This is a genomic window from Nocardiopsis xinjiangensis YIM 90004 (genome assembly GCF_000341145.1).
GTDB lineage: Bacteria > Actinomycetota > Actinomycetes > Streptosporangiales > Streptosporangiaceae > Nocardiopsis > Nocardiopsis xinjiangensis.
The window spans coordinates 61,333-76,598 of the sequence record NZ_ANBE01000009.1; the positions used below are offsets into that span (position 1 = coordinate 61,333).

General features: G+C 70.4%; 11 protein-coding genes. 5 read left to right on the forward strand and 6 right to left on the reverse strand.

What is annotated here, in order from left to right; all coding sequences use genetic code 11:
- Positions 1 to 193: 193 nt before the first annotated feature.
- From D473_RS0106285 to D473_RS0106300, 4 genes are all read right to left on the reverse strand, one after another.
- Entirely contained in the window at positions 194 to 799 is a 606-nt protein-coding gene (locus D473_RS0106285; protein WP_017608234.1) for a malonic semialdehyde reductase, read from the reverse strand.
- Between the two features lie 104 nt (positions 800 to 903).
- Positions 904 to 2,073, reverse strand: coding sequence for a glycosyltransferase (locus tag D473_RS0106290; protein ID WP_017608235.1), 1,170 nt, complete (start codon positions 2,071 to 2,073; stop codon positions 904 to 906).
- A gap of 271 nt (positions 2,074 to 2,344) precedes the next feature.
- Complete coding sequence (locus D473_RS0106295) at positions 2,345 to 3,706, reverse strand: nucleotide sugar dehydrogenase (RefSeq protein WP_026126660.1); 1,362 nt, start codon at positions 3,704 to 3,706, stop codon at positions 2,345 to 2,347.
- A 99-nt stretch (positions 3,707 to 3,805) separates the two neighbouring features.
- Complete coding sequence (locus tag D473_RS0106300; RefSeq protein WP_017608237.1) at positions 3,806 to 5,533, reverse strand: glycosyltransferase family 4 protein; 1,728 nt, start codon at positions 5,531 to 5,533, stop codon at positions 3,806 to 3,808.
- A gap of 191 nt (positions 5,534 to 5,724) precedes the next feature.
- Here D473_RS0106300 and wecB point away from each other — a divergent pair, with 191 nt between their 5' ends.
- The 3 genes from wecB to D473_RS0106315 all read left to right on the forward strand — a co-directional run bounded on the left by wecB (position 5,725) and on the right by D473_RS0106315 (position 11,085).
- Positions 5,725 to 6,837: a non-hydrolyzing UDP-N-acetylglucosamine 2-epimerase gene (wecB, locus tag D473_RS0106305; RefSeq protein WP_017608238.1), complete on the forward strand. Its 1,113-nt coding sequence runs from the start codon at positions 5,725 to 5,727 to the stop codon at positions 6,835 to 6,837.
- 233 nt (positions 6,838 to 7,070) lie between these two features.
- Complete coding sequence (locus D473_RS0106310) at positions 7,071 to 8,813, forward strand: hypothetical protein (protein WP_017608239.1); 1,743 nt, start codon at positions 7,071 to 7,073, stop codon at positions 8,811 to 8,813.
- Between the two features lie 55 nt (positions 8,814 to 8,868).
- Complete coding sequence (locus D473_RS0106315) at positions 8,869 to 11,085, forward strand: glycosyltransferase (RefSeq protein WP_241474717.1); 2,217 nt, start codon at positions 8,869 to 8,871, stop codon at positions 11,083 to 11,085.
- 6 nt (positions 11,086 to 11,091) lie between these two features.
- Here D473_RS0106315 and D473_RS0106320 read toward each other — a convergent pair whose 3' ends face one another.
- Both D473_RS0106320 and D473_RS0106325 read right to left on the reverse strand, forming a co-directional pair.
- A complete protein-coding gene (locus D473_RS0106320) occupies positions 11,092 to 12,378 on the reverse strand; it encodes a sensor histidine kinase (protein WP_026126662.1) in 1,287 nt (428 codons plus the stop codon).
- Positions 12,379 to 12,447: 69 nt separating this feature from the next.
- Positions 12,448 to 13,116 carry a response regulator transcription factor gene (locus tag D473_RS0106325; RefSeq protein ID WP_017608242.1) on the reverse strand — a complete coding sequence of 223 codons (669 nt, stop codon included), beginning with the start codon at positions 13,114 to 13,116 and terminating at the stop codon, positions 12,448 to 12,450.
- A gap of 418 nt (positions 13,117 to 13,534) precedes the next feature.
- On the opposite strand from D473_RS0106325, the gene D473_RS27600 reads away from it, so the two are divergent.
- Complete coding sequence (locus D473_RS27600; RefSeq protein WP_193373256.1) at positions 13,535 to 14,317, forward strand: hypothetical protein; 783 nt, start codon at positions 13,535 to 13,537, stop codon at positions 14,315 to 14,317.
- 322 nt (positions 14,318 to 14,639) lie between these two features.
- Entirely contained in the window at positions 14,640 to 15,206 is a 567-nt protein-coding gene (locus D473_RS0106335; RefSeq protein WP_017608243.1) for a hypothetical protein, read from the forward strand.
- Positions 15,207 to 15,266: the final 60 nt, after the last annotated feature.

Sequence of the window (15,266 nt, forward strand, 5' to 3'; positions counted from 1 at the left end):
TGGAGGGGGCGGTCGCCCCAGGCGCCCGGTGACGTTGCCGGACTCGGCCATCAGCTCCAGGAACCGTGCGGAGACGGCCCCGTTCTTCCTTGGAAAACGACACGGTGGTCGCAACCTCCTGAGAGTCAGGGTGTTGCGACCACCGCTAGAACCCAAGCGGGAGGGCCCCTCTCGTGTGTTCGGCTGCGGCCGATCAGATCTCGGTGACGACCTCGTCGTACTCCAGGCGCGGCTGGCGGTCGAACCAGGCGTCCGGGCCGGGCTTACCGATGTTCATGACCACGAGCGGCTGGAGAGTGGAGTCCTCGCCGAAGAACTCCTTGCGGACACCGTCCATGTCGAATCCGGTCATCGGGCCGGCGGCCAGGCCCGCGGCGCGCACACCCATGATGAGGTAGGCGACCTGCAGCATCGCGTTCTCGAAGGCGGCCTTCTCGCGGGCCTCGGCGGGCATGCCGGCGAAGGTCTCACGGGCGTCCGGGGCGACGGGGAAGGTCTTCGGGAAGAGCTCGTGGAAGGAGCTGTCGGCCGTCAGGATCAGGGTCAGCGGCGCGGCAGAGGTCTTGGGGGCGTTGTTGCCGCCCATGTACTGCACCAGGCGCTCCCGGGCTTCCGCCGAGCGCACGGCCGTCACACGCAGCGGCTGGTTGTTCATGGAGGTGGGGCCGTACTTGACCAGGTCGTAGATCGTACGCACCTGCTCCTCGGTCACCGGCTCGTCGGTGAAGGTGTTGGCCGTACGGGCGTCACGGAACAGCAGGTCCTGGGCGCTCTTGTCGAGGATCAGTGCGTCGCTCATGGGGAAACCTCGGTGGTCGTGGGTGCCGGGTGCGGGTCCCGGTCCTGTCACGATCCCCAACCTAGTTGACGAGGAAGATATTTCTGCAGCCACTAAATGTGGCCTCACTCACTCGCCAGCGCCGTACCCGTCGGCGCGCGTCTGCTTTTCCGGCGCTGGCGTGGCACTCGCACGGCCCGCCCGGCCGCCTCGTCCACCCAGCTCTCCAACCGCTTGACGAAGGTACGTGCCTGCACCGGCCAGTGGAAGGAGGTCTGGGCGATGGTGTGCCCGGTGCGGGCGTACTCGGCCCGCAGCTGAGGGTCACGGCGCAGCTGCAGGATCGCCTGCGCGGCGGCGAAGGTGTCCCCGAAGGGCACGACCGCGCCGGCCGGCCCCTCCGGGCGCTCTCCGACCAGGGAGGTGGCCACCGGGCCCGCGGTCGTGATCACCGGTAGACCGTGTGCCATGTACTCCACGATCTTGGTCGGCATCGAGTGACGGTAGTTGGGCTCGTCGTGCAGCAGGCTCACCCCCGCCATGGCACCCGCGCATATCCGCAGCGCCCGGTCGTTGGGCACGTAGCCGTACCAGTGCAGCGCGCCCTCCTGCGCGGCTTCCCGCAACAGGGGACGCACGCTCGGGTCCGCTCCGCCGATGACCTCCAGCCGGATGCCGTAGGGCCGCAGGAGCCGTCCCAGGTCGACCAGCTCGTGGGCGCCCCGGGCCACCGACACGTGCCCCAGGTAGACGACCCGGTCATTGCCGGGCGCGCGCGCCGGGCGTTCGGGGACCTCGGTCGTGTTGGGCACCACCGGGTGGTCGAAGCGGAACCGGGAACGGTATCCCTCCTCGGCCAGCAGCAGGCGCATGTTCCGTTCGGCCCGGCGCTCGAAGAGCCGCATGATCCCGCCCAGGGGCTTGCGCAGCGGTTCGGGCACCCAGGGTTTGGTCAGCAGCGCCGACGCGGTGTCCTCGTGCACGTCCCACACGGTCAGCGGCCGGTTCTCCGGAAGGGCCAGCATGAGTTCGGGGTCGTGGAACAGCAGCAGGTCCGCGCGGGGCGCGTGTTCTGCCAGGGTCGCGCGCGCCGCCCGCAGCGACGCCAGGCGTTCGCGCCCGGAGGCCCGGGGTACGTCGACCGCCTGCACCTCGTTCCACGGGATGACCCCGCACTCGCGGAAGGGAGCCACATAGGTGACCGTGTGCCCCGCGTCGAGCAGTGCCCGGATCTGGCGGTGCAGGATGCGCGCGTCCTCGGGGTGGTGCACGACCGTGGCCACGAGTACGTGCATGGAGATCACCTACCTGTATCGCCTGGAGCCTGTGTCGCTTGGAGAAGGGCCGCCTCAACCGATGATCTGCTCTCCGGCGGCGTGACCTGCTTTTCGACACGGTATTCACCTGCGGAAACGTGGCGAGAAAAGCCCGATGGACACAAGGGGGGCATTCGGTGAACCCTCGTGCAGGAGAAGGTGAACGGCGAAAGGCACGCCGGGGGACGCGAACCGTCCCCGACGTGCCGTCGGTGGTGCGGGGCCCTGACGGCCCCTGTGGGATCCGCTCTCAGAGCACCTGCAGACCCTCGCGGTCGACGTGCCGACGTACCTGTGCAGGTACGTCGGCCTCGGTCTCGGGCGGTGTGCGGCGCAGCACCCCGCGGGTGTCCAGCAGCAGGCGGGCGTACTCGGCCAGCCGCTTGGGTTCGTAGTCGGCGTGGTCGGTGAGCAGCACGGTCAGGTCGGCGTCGGCCAGGGCCTGGTCCAGATCGGTGGATCTGGGGACCTCCACGCCGTCGACCGTCCACGACTCCACGTGAGGGTCGTGGTAGGTCAGGGTGGCGCCCTTGGCAGCGAGCCTGCGCGCCACCGGGCGGGCCGGCGACTCGCGCTGGTCGGCGATGTCGGCCTTGTAGGTCACGCCCAGGACCAGCACCTTGGAACGCGACAGGGCCAGGCCGCTGTCGTTGAGCAGCTCCTGGGCGCGCTGGGTGACGTAGGCGGGCATGCGCCCGTTGATCTCCTGGGCCAGTTCCACGAACCGGAACGGGTAGCCCAGGGTCTTGACCTTGTACGACAGGTAGTTCGGGTCGATGGGGATGCAGTGCCCGCCCACGCCCGGTCCCGGGTAGAAGGCCTGGAAGCCGAACGGTTTGGTGGCCGCGGCCGAGATGGAGTCCCAGAGATCGACGCCGAGCTCCTGGCAGAAGACGGCCATCTCGTTGACCAGGGCGATGTTCACGTGCCGGTAGGTGTTCTCCAGCAGTTTGGCCATCTCCGCCTCACGCGTGCCGCGGGCGCGGACCACGGTGTGGACGAAGGAGCCGTAGAAGTGCGCGGCACGCTCACCGCAGGTCTCGGTGAGGCCGCCCACGACCTTCGGGGTGTTGGCCACGCCGAAGGCCGCGTTGCCCGGGTCGATGCGCTCGGGCGAGAACGCCAGGTGGAAGTCGGCGCCGGCGACCAGGCCGGACTCCTCGAGGAGCGGGCGCACGACCTCCTCGGTCGTACCGGGATAGGTCGTCGACTCCAGGATCACCAGCGTGCCCGGGGTCAGGTTCCCGGCGATGGACCCGGCCGCGGAGGTCACCGCGCTCAGATCCGGGCCGCCCTCGGGCGACAGAGGCGTGGGAACGCAGATGACGACGGTGCGGGCCGAGGCCAGGCAGGCCGGATCGGTGGTGGCGCTGAACCCCTGGTCGAGCATCATGGAGATGTTGTCAGGGGACAGGTCGTCGATGTGCGAGCTGCCCTGGTTGAGGCTTTCCACGACCGAGGTGCTGACGTCCAGTCCCACGACGCGCAGACCTGCGGCGGCTGCCTCCGCTGCCAGGGGCAGTCCTACGTAGCCCAGGCCCACGACGACGAGGTCGCTCGCTGGTGGCCCGGGCCGTTCGGCGTTTGCTCGGTTGGAGGATGCGGCATCCACTTCGCTGTCACACTCGCATTCGTTCGAGAACGGGCGTACGTCGGTGAGGTCTGCTTTGTCGGCGCCGGCCGTCCGAGTCTAGGCGTCCATTTGCCGGTATTACGGGATGTGGCCTGGTCCGGACATTTTTTGGATGAGACCTCTGTACGCCCCGTCGTAGCGGTATGCGGCTCCGGCCCAGGTTCGTTCCTCTTCGACGATCCTTCTACCTGCGCATCCGTAAGAGGTGCGCGTTTTATGACTATAAGAGAGCTTTGAGAGAACATCGGCGAGACATACCGATTGTCCTGCCGGAATTAACTCACCGGTCACTCCGGGTTCGACGATCTCTCGCAATGCGGGAAGATCACTGGCCACAATGGGAAGGCCTCCAGCCATAGCTTCCACGGGTTTGAGCGGAGTGACGACACGACACACCCGTTCGTCCCGACGCGGCACCACGAACACGTCCAGAGCACCGTGGTGTTCACGAACCCGGCCGGACGGGACACGGCCGGTGAAATGGGCCGACCCCGCCAGGCCCAGGGCCTCCGCCCGGGTGCGCAGAGCGGGCAGTTCCGGGCCGTCGCCGACCACCAGGGCATGGGCGTCCTCGCCGCGCTCCCGCATCAGGGCCACGGCCTCCAGCAGGGTGTCCAGCCCCTCGTAGCCGAAACAGCTCGTCGTCGTGCCCGCCACGAACGCTTCCGCACCGATACCGAGCGGCTCGCGCACGCTGTCGGCCGGGGGCAGGGGTTCCAGGAACGAAGGATCCACGGCGTTGGGCACCACGAGGATCCGCTCGGGGTCCACCCCGCGGTCGACGATGTCGGCGCGCATCGCCCCTCCCAGCGTCACCACGAGGTCGGCCGCGAGCATGCACGCGGTCTCGCGCGCCCGCTCGGCCCGGTAGAAAGCGTCCTCCGTGCTGCGCTCGGGATCGCGCGAGAGCCAGGACTCCTCCAGGAACCCGCGCACCTCGTAGACCACCGGCAACCCGAAACGTTCTCCCAGCGCCAGCGCCAACCGTGCGTTGTGGTGGTTGCTCGCCGCGTGCAGCACGTCCGGGCGCAACGCCTCCACCAGGTCCGAAGCCATACGCAGCCCCGCCTCGAACTCCGCGTCGGTGTCGGCGGGGGCCGTCCACGGGATCATGCGGTGGTAAGGAACCCCGTCCACCGTCACCAACGGACGCGGGTCGCTCACCCCCTTGGTCAGCGGATACCCCGTCCGCGTGACCACGTGGGCATCGATACCCAGCTCTCGCTGGGCCACCGCGATGCGGTGCGTGCGTTGTGTGTAACCGGCGTTGGTGTGCGGCAACGCGTTGGTGACCAGGTGCAGCACCCGCGGCGATTCTCCGGCGCCGGGCGGTCGCCGAGCGTTCACCGTGTCGTCGGGCCGCGTTCGGTCACCGCGGGTTAACGTGATCCCGTGATGATCAGGCGATACGGACGAAGCGGGAACGGCACGACCGGTGGCCAGCTCCGTTCTGTGTTCGGCCGTGTCCCTGGTCGTCCCCCGGGGCAGCCGCTCCACCAGCTCTCGGGCGGTGGCGGCGTCACCCGCGGCCAGGCAGGCCGTCACCAGACGGCCGACCGCGCGGTCCCCGGCGCCATCGGCCGCGGTGAGCACCGCCTCGCGGGCCTCCTCGCGCCGGCCCTGGTCCCACAACGCGTAGGCCAAGGGGAGACCGCCGAGCCGGGACGCGGTCGAGCGCACCGCCCGGCGAGGCGCTCCGGGGACCAACCGCAGCGCCAGCAACGGCAGCCGGGCCGGTTCGGCGCGCAGATGGCGCCAGGCCAGGGACGCGCTGAACGTCAGAGCGCGCGGCCATCGGGCGCGCACGTGCGGTACGTGGGCTTGGTGAGTCCGGTTCTCGTGCACGGTCAGAAACACAACCACGCGGACGTGGCCGAGCGGTGACGCCACGGCGACGCGCGGTGGACGGCTCGGGCAAGGCCCGGGCACTCCGCCGCGGGCCGACCGCGGCGCCGCACCGGCGAGCCGATCCACAGCAGAAGGAGACGTGAACAGTCGTGGCAGCGAGCGCTCCCCTCGGAACCAGGGAAACCGGGATCGTGCACGTCGTCGGCGCACGGCCCAATTTCGTCAAGGCCGCACCGGTCGTCTCCGCCCTCCGTGAGCGCGGGGCCCACCAGTCGGTCGTGCACACCGGACAGCACTACGACGACCGCATGTCCGCGGTCTTCTTCCGCGACCTCGGCCTGCCCACACCCGACATCGACCTCGGTGTCGGTTCCGGTTCGCACGCCTCCCAGACCGCCGCGCTCATGGTCGGGCTGGAGGAGGAGTTCACCCGCCGCGAGCCGGGTCTCGTCGTGGTCTACGGCGACGTGAACTCCACGGTGGCCGCCGCCCTGGTGGCTGCCAAACTCGGGGTTCCCGTCGCCCACGTCGAGGCGGGGCTGCGTTCCTTCGACGACAGCATGCCCGAGGAGATCAACCGCCGGGTCACCGACCAGCTCAGCGACCTGTGTTTCGCCACGAGCCCGGAGGCGGTGGGCCACTTGGCCAAGGAGGGGATCGACACCGACCGGATCCATCTGGTCGGCAACCCCATGATCGACACCCTGCTGGGCAATCTGGACCGCTTCGATGCCGACGCCCTGCGCGTACGGTTCGATCTGCCCGAGCGCTACGCGGCGGCGACCCTGCACCGGCCGGCCAACGTGGACGATCCCGACAACGTCGCCCGCTTGACCGGGCGCCTGCACAGCATCGCCGACCAGATCCCCGTGGTCATGCCCGTCCACCCGCGCGGCAAGACCGCCTTCGACCGGGCCGGCCTCGGCGACCATCCCGGTGTACACCTGCTCGATCCCCTCGGTTACCTCGACTTCGTCGCGCTCACCCGCGGCGCGGCCGCCGTGGTCACCGACTCCGGGGGCGTTCAGGAGGAGACGACCATCCTCGGTGTCCCCTGCCTGACCCTGCGCCCCAACACCGAACGGCCCGTCACCATCACACACGGAACCAACCAGCTCGTCACCGAGGACGACCTCGTCCAGGCCCTGGCCAAGGTCCTGGACGGCCGGCCCGAGAGCCGAAGCGGCGACGGCGTCCCGCCCCTGTGGGACGGACGCTCCGGCGAACGCATCGCCGCCGTGCTGTCGGGGTGGGTCCGATGAACCCCCGGCCCCGCACTCTCCCCCTACAACGAACTCCGGTCGAGGTGATCTCCCCATGCCAGGCCCACCAACCGCCGAGCGCGGACGTCCCACGAGTTCGGGCGTCCGGGACGCGCACAGCGGACACGCCCCGACCCGCCTGAAGCAGGGCATCCGCTCCCAGCCGGGGACGCGTCGGACCCACCCGCGCGCCCTGCTGATGCCGACCCGACCAGAACACAAGGTGGCAGACCGTGAAACGGCGTGAACAGAGCCAGACCGAACAGCTCCGACAGGCCCTGGCCGAGCGTGAGGCCCAGCTCCAGGAGGCGCAGGTGCGGCTGTCCTCCCTCGAAGGGTCGACGTCGCTCCAGGTCGGCCGTGCCCTGACCAACGCCGCCAAACGGCCGGGCCGCTCCCTGGTCCGTCTCCCACGCGACCTCTACCGGCTCTGGCGCAGCAGCGGCAACACCAACCACTCCAAGCGGCGCCGCGCGGAACCGGTGCGCTCCTTCGACGCCGACCGCCAGGAGGCGCGTCTGCTCAGCGGCCTCGTCGGCCAGGGCGAGGAGCACCTCGTGGCCGCCACCGTCGTCGGCGCCGGGATCCAACAGGCGGTCGACCCCTACCTGAGGTCGGTCCCGCTGCGTCCCCACGACGCGCAGATCGTCATGGACGGTGTCGACATCGACCTCGTCCTGGTCTCCTCGTCGGCCGCCGCCCCCGGCTCGCCGTGGGCGCATGTGGGTGACCCCGCCGTCGCCGACCGCACCCGCGCCCTGAACTGGGTCCTGGAATCGGCTGCCTCCCGCGGTGTTCCGGCGCTGCTCCTGGAGGACGCGCCCACCCCTCCGGCCCTGCGCCGACTGGGCTTCGACCGCATCCACCACGGCGACGCCGGTGTGCCGCTGCACTTGTTCAACCCCGTCGCCGCCGACCTGGCCCCCGGGCCCGAGGCGGTCTACGTGCGGGACGATCCCGGGGAACGGGTCCCCGACGTGCTCGCCGACCTGGGTGTACGCGTGGTCGACGCCGACGCCCCGGACCTCGCCGAGACCCTGCGTGCCGCCAACGTCGCCGTCGTCCCGGGCAGCGGCCCCGGGAGCGGACCCCTGCACCGCCGGGCCCGTGCGTGCGGAACGCGCACCATCACCCATTCCGCCGCAGCCGCCCTGGCGGGGGAGGAGGACCTGGCGGTGTCCGTGCCGCGCCTGCGCGCGGACGAGCCCACCGCCGCCGAACAACGCGAGATGCTGCGCCGGGTCTTCCTCGACGAAGCCACCCCCGTGCGCCTGTCCGAGGTCCTGGGCGGGCTCGACTTCCCGCCCGGCACCCCCGGCACCGAACTGCCTCTGCGCGGACGTGCCGTGGCGGTGCTGGCCGACCCCTCGGGGGAGGACGAGGCCGAACGCCTCGCCGACGACCTGCTCTCGTTCCGCCTGCCCCCGGCCGAGGTCGTCGTCCCGGCCTCCGCGGCCCGCCTGTCCGGGGTCCGCCGCCTGCGGGCGGAAGGCCTGACCGTGCGCACCGCGCGTTTCACCGCACCCGACACCCCGGAGGAACTCACCCGAGACACCGCCCGCGACGACGGGTTCGCCGTCGAACGTTGGGCCACCCTCGCCCACCGCGCGAGCGCCCGGTGGGCCCACCCCTGGACCGCGTCCTCGGGCCGGCACCGTCTCGCCGACCTGGTGTGCGCGGCCGAATGCTCCGGGGCCGACGCGGTCGGGGCCCGTCCCCGGAACGCCGTCCCGGACGGCGCCGGTGACCGCGGTTTCTTCGATCGTCCCCGGGACGAGGGGAACCAGTACGTTTTTGTCAGCGAGATCAGGCCCGAACTGGCCCGTACCGCCCTGCTCCGGCAGGGTTGGCCGCCCGTGCAGTGGTACCGCCGCGGCAGCCGCCTGCTCGCCCTGGGGCCGGAGACCGGGCCCGGCCGGGCCACCGGCGCCGACGGATCCACCCACACCTCCGCCGACGCGGGTGCCGTCGGTTGACCGCGGCGAACTCCGGCGCCGTCAGGGCCACTCGAAAGCATCCGAAGGGAAGATCGTGAGTACTCCTCCTCCGCGCGCGCTCCTGTACGGGGACGTGGATCTCAACATCATCGACGGTTCCGCGATCTGGGCCCAGTCCATGGCGCAGGCGCTGGCCGCCGCGGGGTGCGAGGTCACCGTGCTGCTCAAGGCACCCGTGCGCACCGACCGGCTCACCGAACCGCTGACCCGTATCCCGGGAGTCCGCCTCCTGCGCCCCTACGAGGACAAGCTGCTCGGGGACCTGGGCCCGCGCGGGCTCACCCCGGAGCAGGCCGTCGGCCTCATCCGAACCCGGGACGCCCGTGACCCCTTCGACCTGGTCGTGGTGCGCGGGCGGCGCCTGGCCGGGCTGGCCGCGCAGGAGGAGTCCCTCTCCGGCCGGTTGTGGACCTACCTGACCGACTTTCCGCACACCGTCGGGGAGATGAGTGCCACCGCTGCCGCCGAGCTCACCGAGATCGCCGTGGCCTCCCGGTTCCTGCTGTGCCAGACCGAGGAGCTGCGGGCGTTCCTGGAGTCGAACGTGCCGGCCGTGTGCGGGCGCGCGGAGCTCTTCCCGCCGGTGGTCGTGGTACCCGAGGGCGTGCGCGCCGACGGCGAGGTGCACGCCGGAGCCCGCCTGGCCTACACCGGCAAGTTCGCGCCCGAGTGGAACACCCTGGAGATGACCGGGCTGCCCGAGGAGCTGTCCCGCCGAGGCGTGGACTCCGAGGTCGTCATGATCGGCGACAAGATCCACGCGGAACCGGCCGACTGGGCCAAACGCATGCGTCGTGCCCTGGAGAGCACCCCCGGCGTGGACTGGCGCGGAGGCATGTCGCGGGCCGAGGCCCTGACACAGTCCGCCGAGTGCGGGTTCGGTCTCTCCTGGCGGGACGAGTCCATGGACGCCAGCCTGGAACTGTCCACCAAGGTCCTCGAGCTGGGTGCCCTGGGCCTTCCGGTCGTGCTGAACCGCACGCCCATGCACGAGAACCTCCTGGGCGCCGACTACCCGCTCTTCGTCGGCGAGGACGTCGACTCCGTCGCCGATGCCGTGGCCCGTGTCCACAACGACCGGAACGTCTACGCCGACGCAGCCGAGCGGTGCCGTTCGGCTGCGGCCGAGCACACACTGGACCGGGCCGCCGAGCGCCTGCGCGGTCTCCTCGACGAGGCGCTGCCGTCCGCCCCGGCCGGGGCCGACCCCGGCCTCCCGCTCAAGGTGGTCGTGGCCGGGCACGACATGAAGTTCTTTACCCGGCTGGCCGAATACCTGAGCTCCCTGCCCGGGCTGGACGTGCGCATCGACGAGTGGGAAGGGTTGCGCACCCACGACCAGTACCGCTCCCGTGAACTCGCTGCCTGGGCCGACGTGGTCATCTGTGAGTGGTGCGGCCCCAACGCCCTCTTCTACGCCAAGTGGAAACGTCCGGGCCAGCGCCTCATCGTGCGCCTGCACCGGTTCGAGCTGTACGCGGAGTGGCCGCGCAAGCTCGAGATCGACAAGGTCGACGCCGTCGTGTGCGTGAGCCCGCACTACGCGTCCCTGACCAGGGAGCTCACCGGCTGGCCCGACGACAAGGTGGTGGTGCTGCCCAACTGGGTCGACGACCGCCAGCTCGAGCGGCCCAAACTCGCCGGCGCCGAGTACTCCCTCGGCATGATCGGTATCGCGCCCTCACGCAAACGCATCGACCGGGCCCTGGACGTGCTCGCCGAACTGCGCCGTCTCGAACCCCGGTTCACCCTGTCGGTCAAGACCAAACAGCCCTGGGACTACTGGTGGGTGTGGAACCGGCCCGAGGAGCGTGCCTTCTTCGAGCAGGCCTACCGCCGTATCCAGCGCGACGAGGCCCTGGCCGGATCGGTGGTCTTCGACCCGTTCGGGCCCGACGTGGCCACCTGGCTGCGCCGTATCGGTTTCACGCTCTCCACCAGTGACGACGAGTCCTTCCACCTGGCCCCGGCCGAGTGCGCCGCCTCCGGCGGGGTGCCCGCCGTGCTGCCCTGGCCCGGTGCGGACACCATCTACGACACCGAGTGGATCCACGAGGACCCGGTCGCCATGGCCGAGGCGATCCACGACGTCGTCGCCGAAGGGCGGTTCACCGAGGCGGCCGAGCGTGCCCGGTCCCAGATCACGGGCTCCTACGGCCTGGGTCGGGTGCGATCGCTGTGGGTGGATCTCGTGGTACGGGGCAAACACCCCGACGGGACCGAGGCGACCACTGCCGCCGCGATCCCCTGATCGGAGTCACACGGGGCCGCTCGTCTTCGACAGTCCGTCGGCCCCGGCGGGCAGGAACACGGCGAACGTGGCGGGGCGGCTCTGCACGAGCTCGATGCGGGCCCCCTCGGACTCGGCGATGTGGCGGGCCAGCGCCAGACCGAGCCCGGTCCCTTCGTCGCCGCTGACCTCGCGGTCGAAGATGCGGCCGGACAAGTGGTCGGGCACGCCCTCGCCCTCGTCACTGACCTCGATGCGCACGGAGTGGCCGGTGTCGATACGACGGATCGTGACCTTGCCGGCGCCGTGTTTGTAGGCGTTCTCGACGAGGGTGGCGAGGATCTGCGCGAGGTCGGCGGGCACGGTCATCGCAGTGAGCCCGGGGTCGCCGGCGATGAGCAGGCGGCGGCGTTCCTGCTGGAGGACGGGTTCCCACTCGGCCTGGAGATTGTTGAGGAGCGGGTCGAGCTCGACCGGTTCGACCTCGGCGTTCTGGCTCTTGCGCGCCCGGCCCAGGAGGCTCTCGACGGTCTCCACGAGGCGTTCGGTCTGGGCGAGGGCCGCCTCGCCCTCCTCGCGGACGACCTGGGGGTCATCGGCCACGGCGATGATCTCTTCCAGGCGCATGGTGAGTGCGGTGAGCGGTGTGCGCAGTTGGTGGGAGGCGTCGGTGGCGAAGTGGCGTTCGGTGGCGATGAGGCCGGCGATGCGTTCGGCACTGCGGTCCAGGACCTCGGCGACCCGGTCGGCCTCGGGGATCCCGTACCGGTGCCCCCACGGAGTGGCCACGCCGGACCCGAGGCGTTCGGCGGTGGCGGCGAGGTCCATGAGAGGCAGGGTCAGGCGCCGGGCCTGGAACATGGACAGTCCTACCGCGACGCCGATCGCCAGCAGCGACAGCGACGCGATGCCCAACCAGGCACGTATCACGCTGTTCTGGTAGTTGTCGGAGGAGGCCCAGACCTCGACCTGGGTGCCGAGCGTCGTCGACGTGCTCCCGTGCACCGTGTCCGGGGCGCCGGGAGCCTCGGGGCTCAGATCGGGGTCACCGGCCGTCACGGGTTCCGAGCCGTCCGACGGGCTCACGCGGATGTACCGCTGCGGATAGTCCTGCTCGAATCTGGCCGTGTCGACCGCGCCCTCCAGCTCGAGCATCGTGTCGCTCTCGGCACCGATCAATTCCGCCTCGCCCTGCAGCTGGCGGGCGGCTTCCTCGTGGATCAGCTGATAAGTCAGCGCGCCCAGGGGCAGCCCGAGCAGCATGACGGCGATGACGGTCACCACCAGGGTGGAGAAAACCATCCGCCTGCGCATGTCACCTCATGTCCGTCCCACCCCGGAAACGGTCGACCGGCGCCGAGCGCGTCACATCCGGAGGTCGTGTCAGTCCTTCTCGAACCGGAAGCCGACCCCCCGCACGGTCGTGATGAACGACGGTTGGTTGGCGTCGTCCCCGAGCTTGCGGCGCAGCCAGGAGATGTGCATGTCCAGGGTCTTGGTCGAGCCCCACCAGTTGGTGTCCCACACTTCCCGCATGATCTGCTCCCGGGTGACCACCTTTCCGGCATCGCGTACGAGCACGCGCAGCAGGTCGAACTCCTTCGTGGTCAGTTGGAGTTCGTCGTCGCCCAGCCACACGCGGCGCGAGTCGTTGTCGATCCGCACACCGTGCACCACCGGTACCTCGGCACCGCCCCGGCGCAGCAGAGCCCTGACACGGGCCAGGAGCTCTGCCAGCCGGAACGGTTTGGTGACGTAGTCGTCGGCGCCGGCGTCCAGGCCGACCACGGTGTCGACCTCGTCGGCGCGGGCGGTCAGGATGAGGATCGGCGTTCCGTGGCCTTCGGCGCGTAGCCGCCGTGCCACTTCGAGGCCGTCCATTTCCGGCAGCCCGAGATCCAGCACCATGAGGTCGATGTCTCCCGCACGGGCACGGTCGAGTGTCTCAATGCCGTTGACGGTCACGTCCACCGTATAGCCCTCGCGGCGGAGCGCGCGCGCGAGGGGCTCGGAGATCGAGACATCGTCTTCGGCCAGCAAAACGCAGGTCATGATGCCGATCGTAGATCTGGGGTGGCGCATTTCCCTATTATGCGCGCCGGATGCCCCAAGGTTGGCCGAAAATGCGCTAATCACATACCTGGCGAAAAGGGCAATTGGCCGGTATCTGTCTTTTCTTTGCGCTTTATTGGTGAAACTGGGAAACTAGGGGCAGCGTTGGGGCGGAACCGCCCATCTGGAACGTCTCACCCCACGTCGTCCCTGACTGAACGCACCCCGAGGAGCCTGCCCAGTGAACCCCCACCACATGCCAGGAGCGGACGGGGGAGGACACGAACCCTCCGCCCATGGAACCCCGGAAGGTCCCGGCGCTCCCTCCCCGTACGCGTCGCAGGGACACCCGCAGCGCCCGAGTGGGGGGACCGGGCAGCCACCGCCGCAGGGCCCGCCGTACGGGGGCGGGGCGGGTATGCCCCCGCAGGGCCCGCCGCAGCAAGGGCCGCCTCCGCCGGGCCTCTACGGCCCCCAGAGCCACTACGGCCCACAGGGGCCGCCCCCGCAGGGGCCGTACGGCCCGCAGGGACCGCCCCCGCAGGGGCCCGGTGGCAGCGGTGCTCCCAGCGGCCCCGGCCGCTACGGCGCGGGCATGCTCGCGGTCCTCACGGTGATCGCCGTCCTCGCCGGCGCGAGCGTGGTCGGCGGCACCCTGCTGGCCGGCAACGCGGTCACCACAGCCATCGCCGGTGAGGACGAGACGGTCGAACCCACGGACGAGCCCTCCGCGACCCCTCCTGCCTCGGAGAGTCCCTCCCCGAGACCGTCGCCGACCCCCACGCCCACCGAGGAACCCTCCCCGACCGAGGAGCCCTCGCCGCCGGACATCACCGCACCCGAGGACCTGCTCACCGCAGAGGAGGTCATCAACGAGCTGCGCGGCGACCACGACATCCAGCAACGGGTGGACACCACCGAGGAGCAGTGCGAGGAGCAGGACGAGGAGAACCCGCTGGGCGACCTCTTCAGCTGCTCGAGCGCCGTGGACACCGACCTCGTCCGTGTCATCGCCTTCGACAGCGACATCATCGCCGGCTCCATCTCCGAGAACATGGTCGACAACCTCGACGACGGGGACGCGATCGACGTCCAGGACGCGTGCCACGTGGTGCTGGTGTGGTTCGAGGAGAACGGCACCGACCAGGATCAGCGCGACACCATGGCCGACGACGCCACCGAGGCCATCGGCTGCGCCTGAACCCCGGGCACAGGAAACGCCACGAGGCCGCACACAGAGGCGGGGCCCGCTCCACCGGAGAACCCACCGGAAGGGGCGGGCCGGCCAACGTGGTGCCGGTCGTGGGCAGGGCCCCGGTAGCGCTCTTGTCGCCCTCCTCGTGTCCGTCGCCGGGAGAGGGGCACCTCGAGGCGTGGGATGCGGGGAGGCACGGCCCGCACGGTGACGTTTTGCAGAACCTGCGGTTGCGGCGGCGGTTTCCGATACCGGTGTCGCTGTAGGACGGGGATCCGCACGCCTACCATGGGGACGAAAGCTCACGCCGAACTCCCTCGGAGGACCCGTGTTTCCCTCTGGCCACGACCCGAACGACCACGACGGGGCCCGGGACGGAGGCGAAGTGCCGCTGCAAGGGGGATTCTCCGGATTCGGGGGTCACCTGAACGCCATGCGGCCCGACGCACCCACCCCGAAGAAGGTCATGATGGTGCGCACGCTCATGTTCATCGGCGGTGCGTGCGGCCTCGGTCTGGCCCTCATGCTGTTGCTGTCGGTGAGCGTGCCCGAGGACGCCATGCGGGAGGCCCTCGCCGAGCAGGAACAGGCCATGGCCGAGCAGCAGGGCGTCGAGGTCGACATCGACGTCGGGCTGATGCGCTCCCTCATGATCAACATGCTTGCCGTGACCGGTGTCTACGGTGCGCTGTCGCTGTTCCTCGCGAGCCGGATCCGCAACCGCACCGTCGGTGTGTTCTGGGGCGTCGTCCTCTTCCAGGGGCTGGCTGCCGCGTTGCTCGCCTTCGCCCTGGTGTCCGGGGACTTCCTCATGCTCGTCCCGCTGGGCTTCACCGTGACGATGATCGCCTTCATGCTGTCCAAGGAGGGGCGGGCCCACTACGGGCTGCTCTGACCGGAGCTCCCCGCCCGCCCGGTCGGCGGCGCGGACCACCCCGTCCCGCAGCGGCCCTCC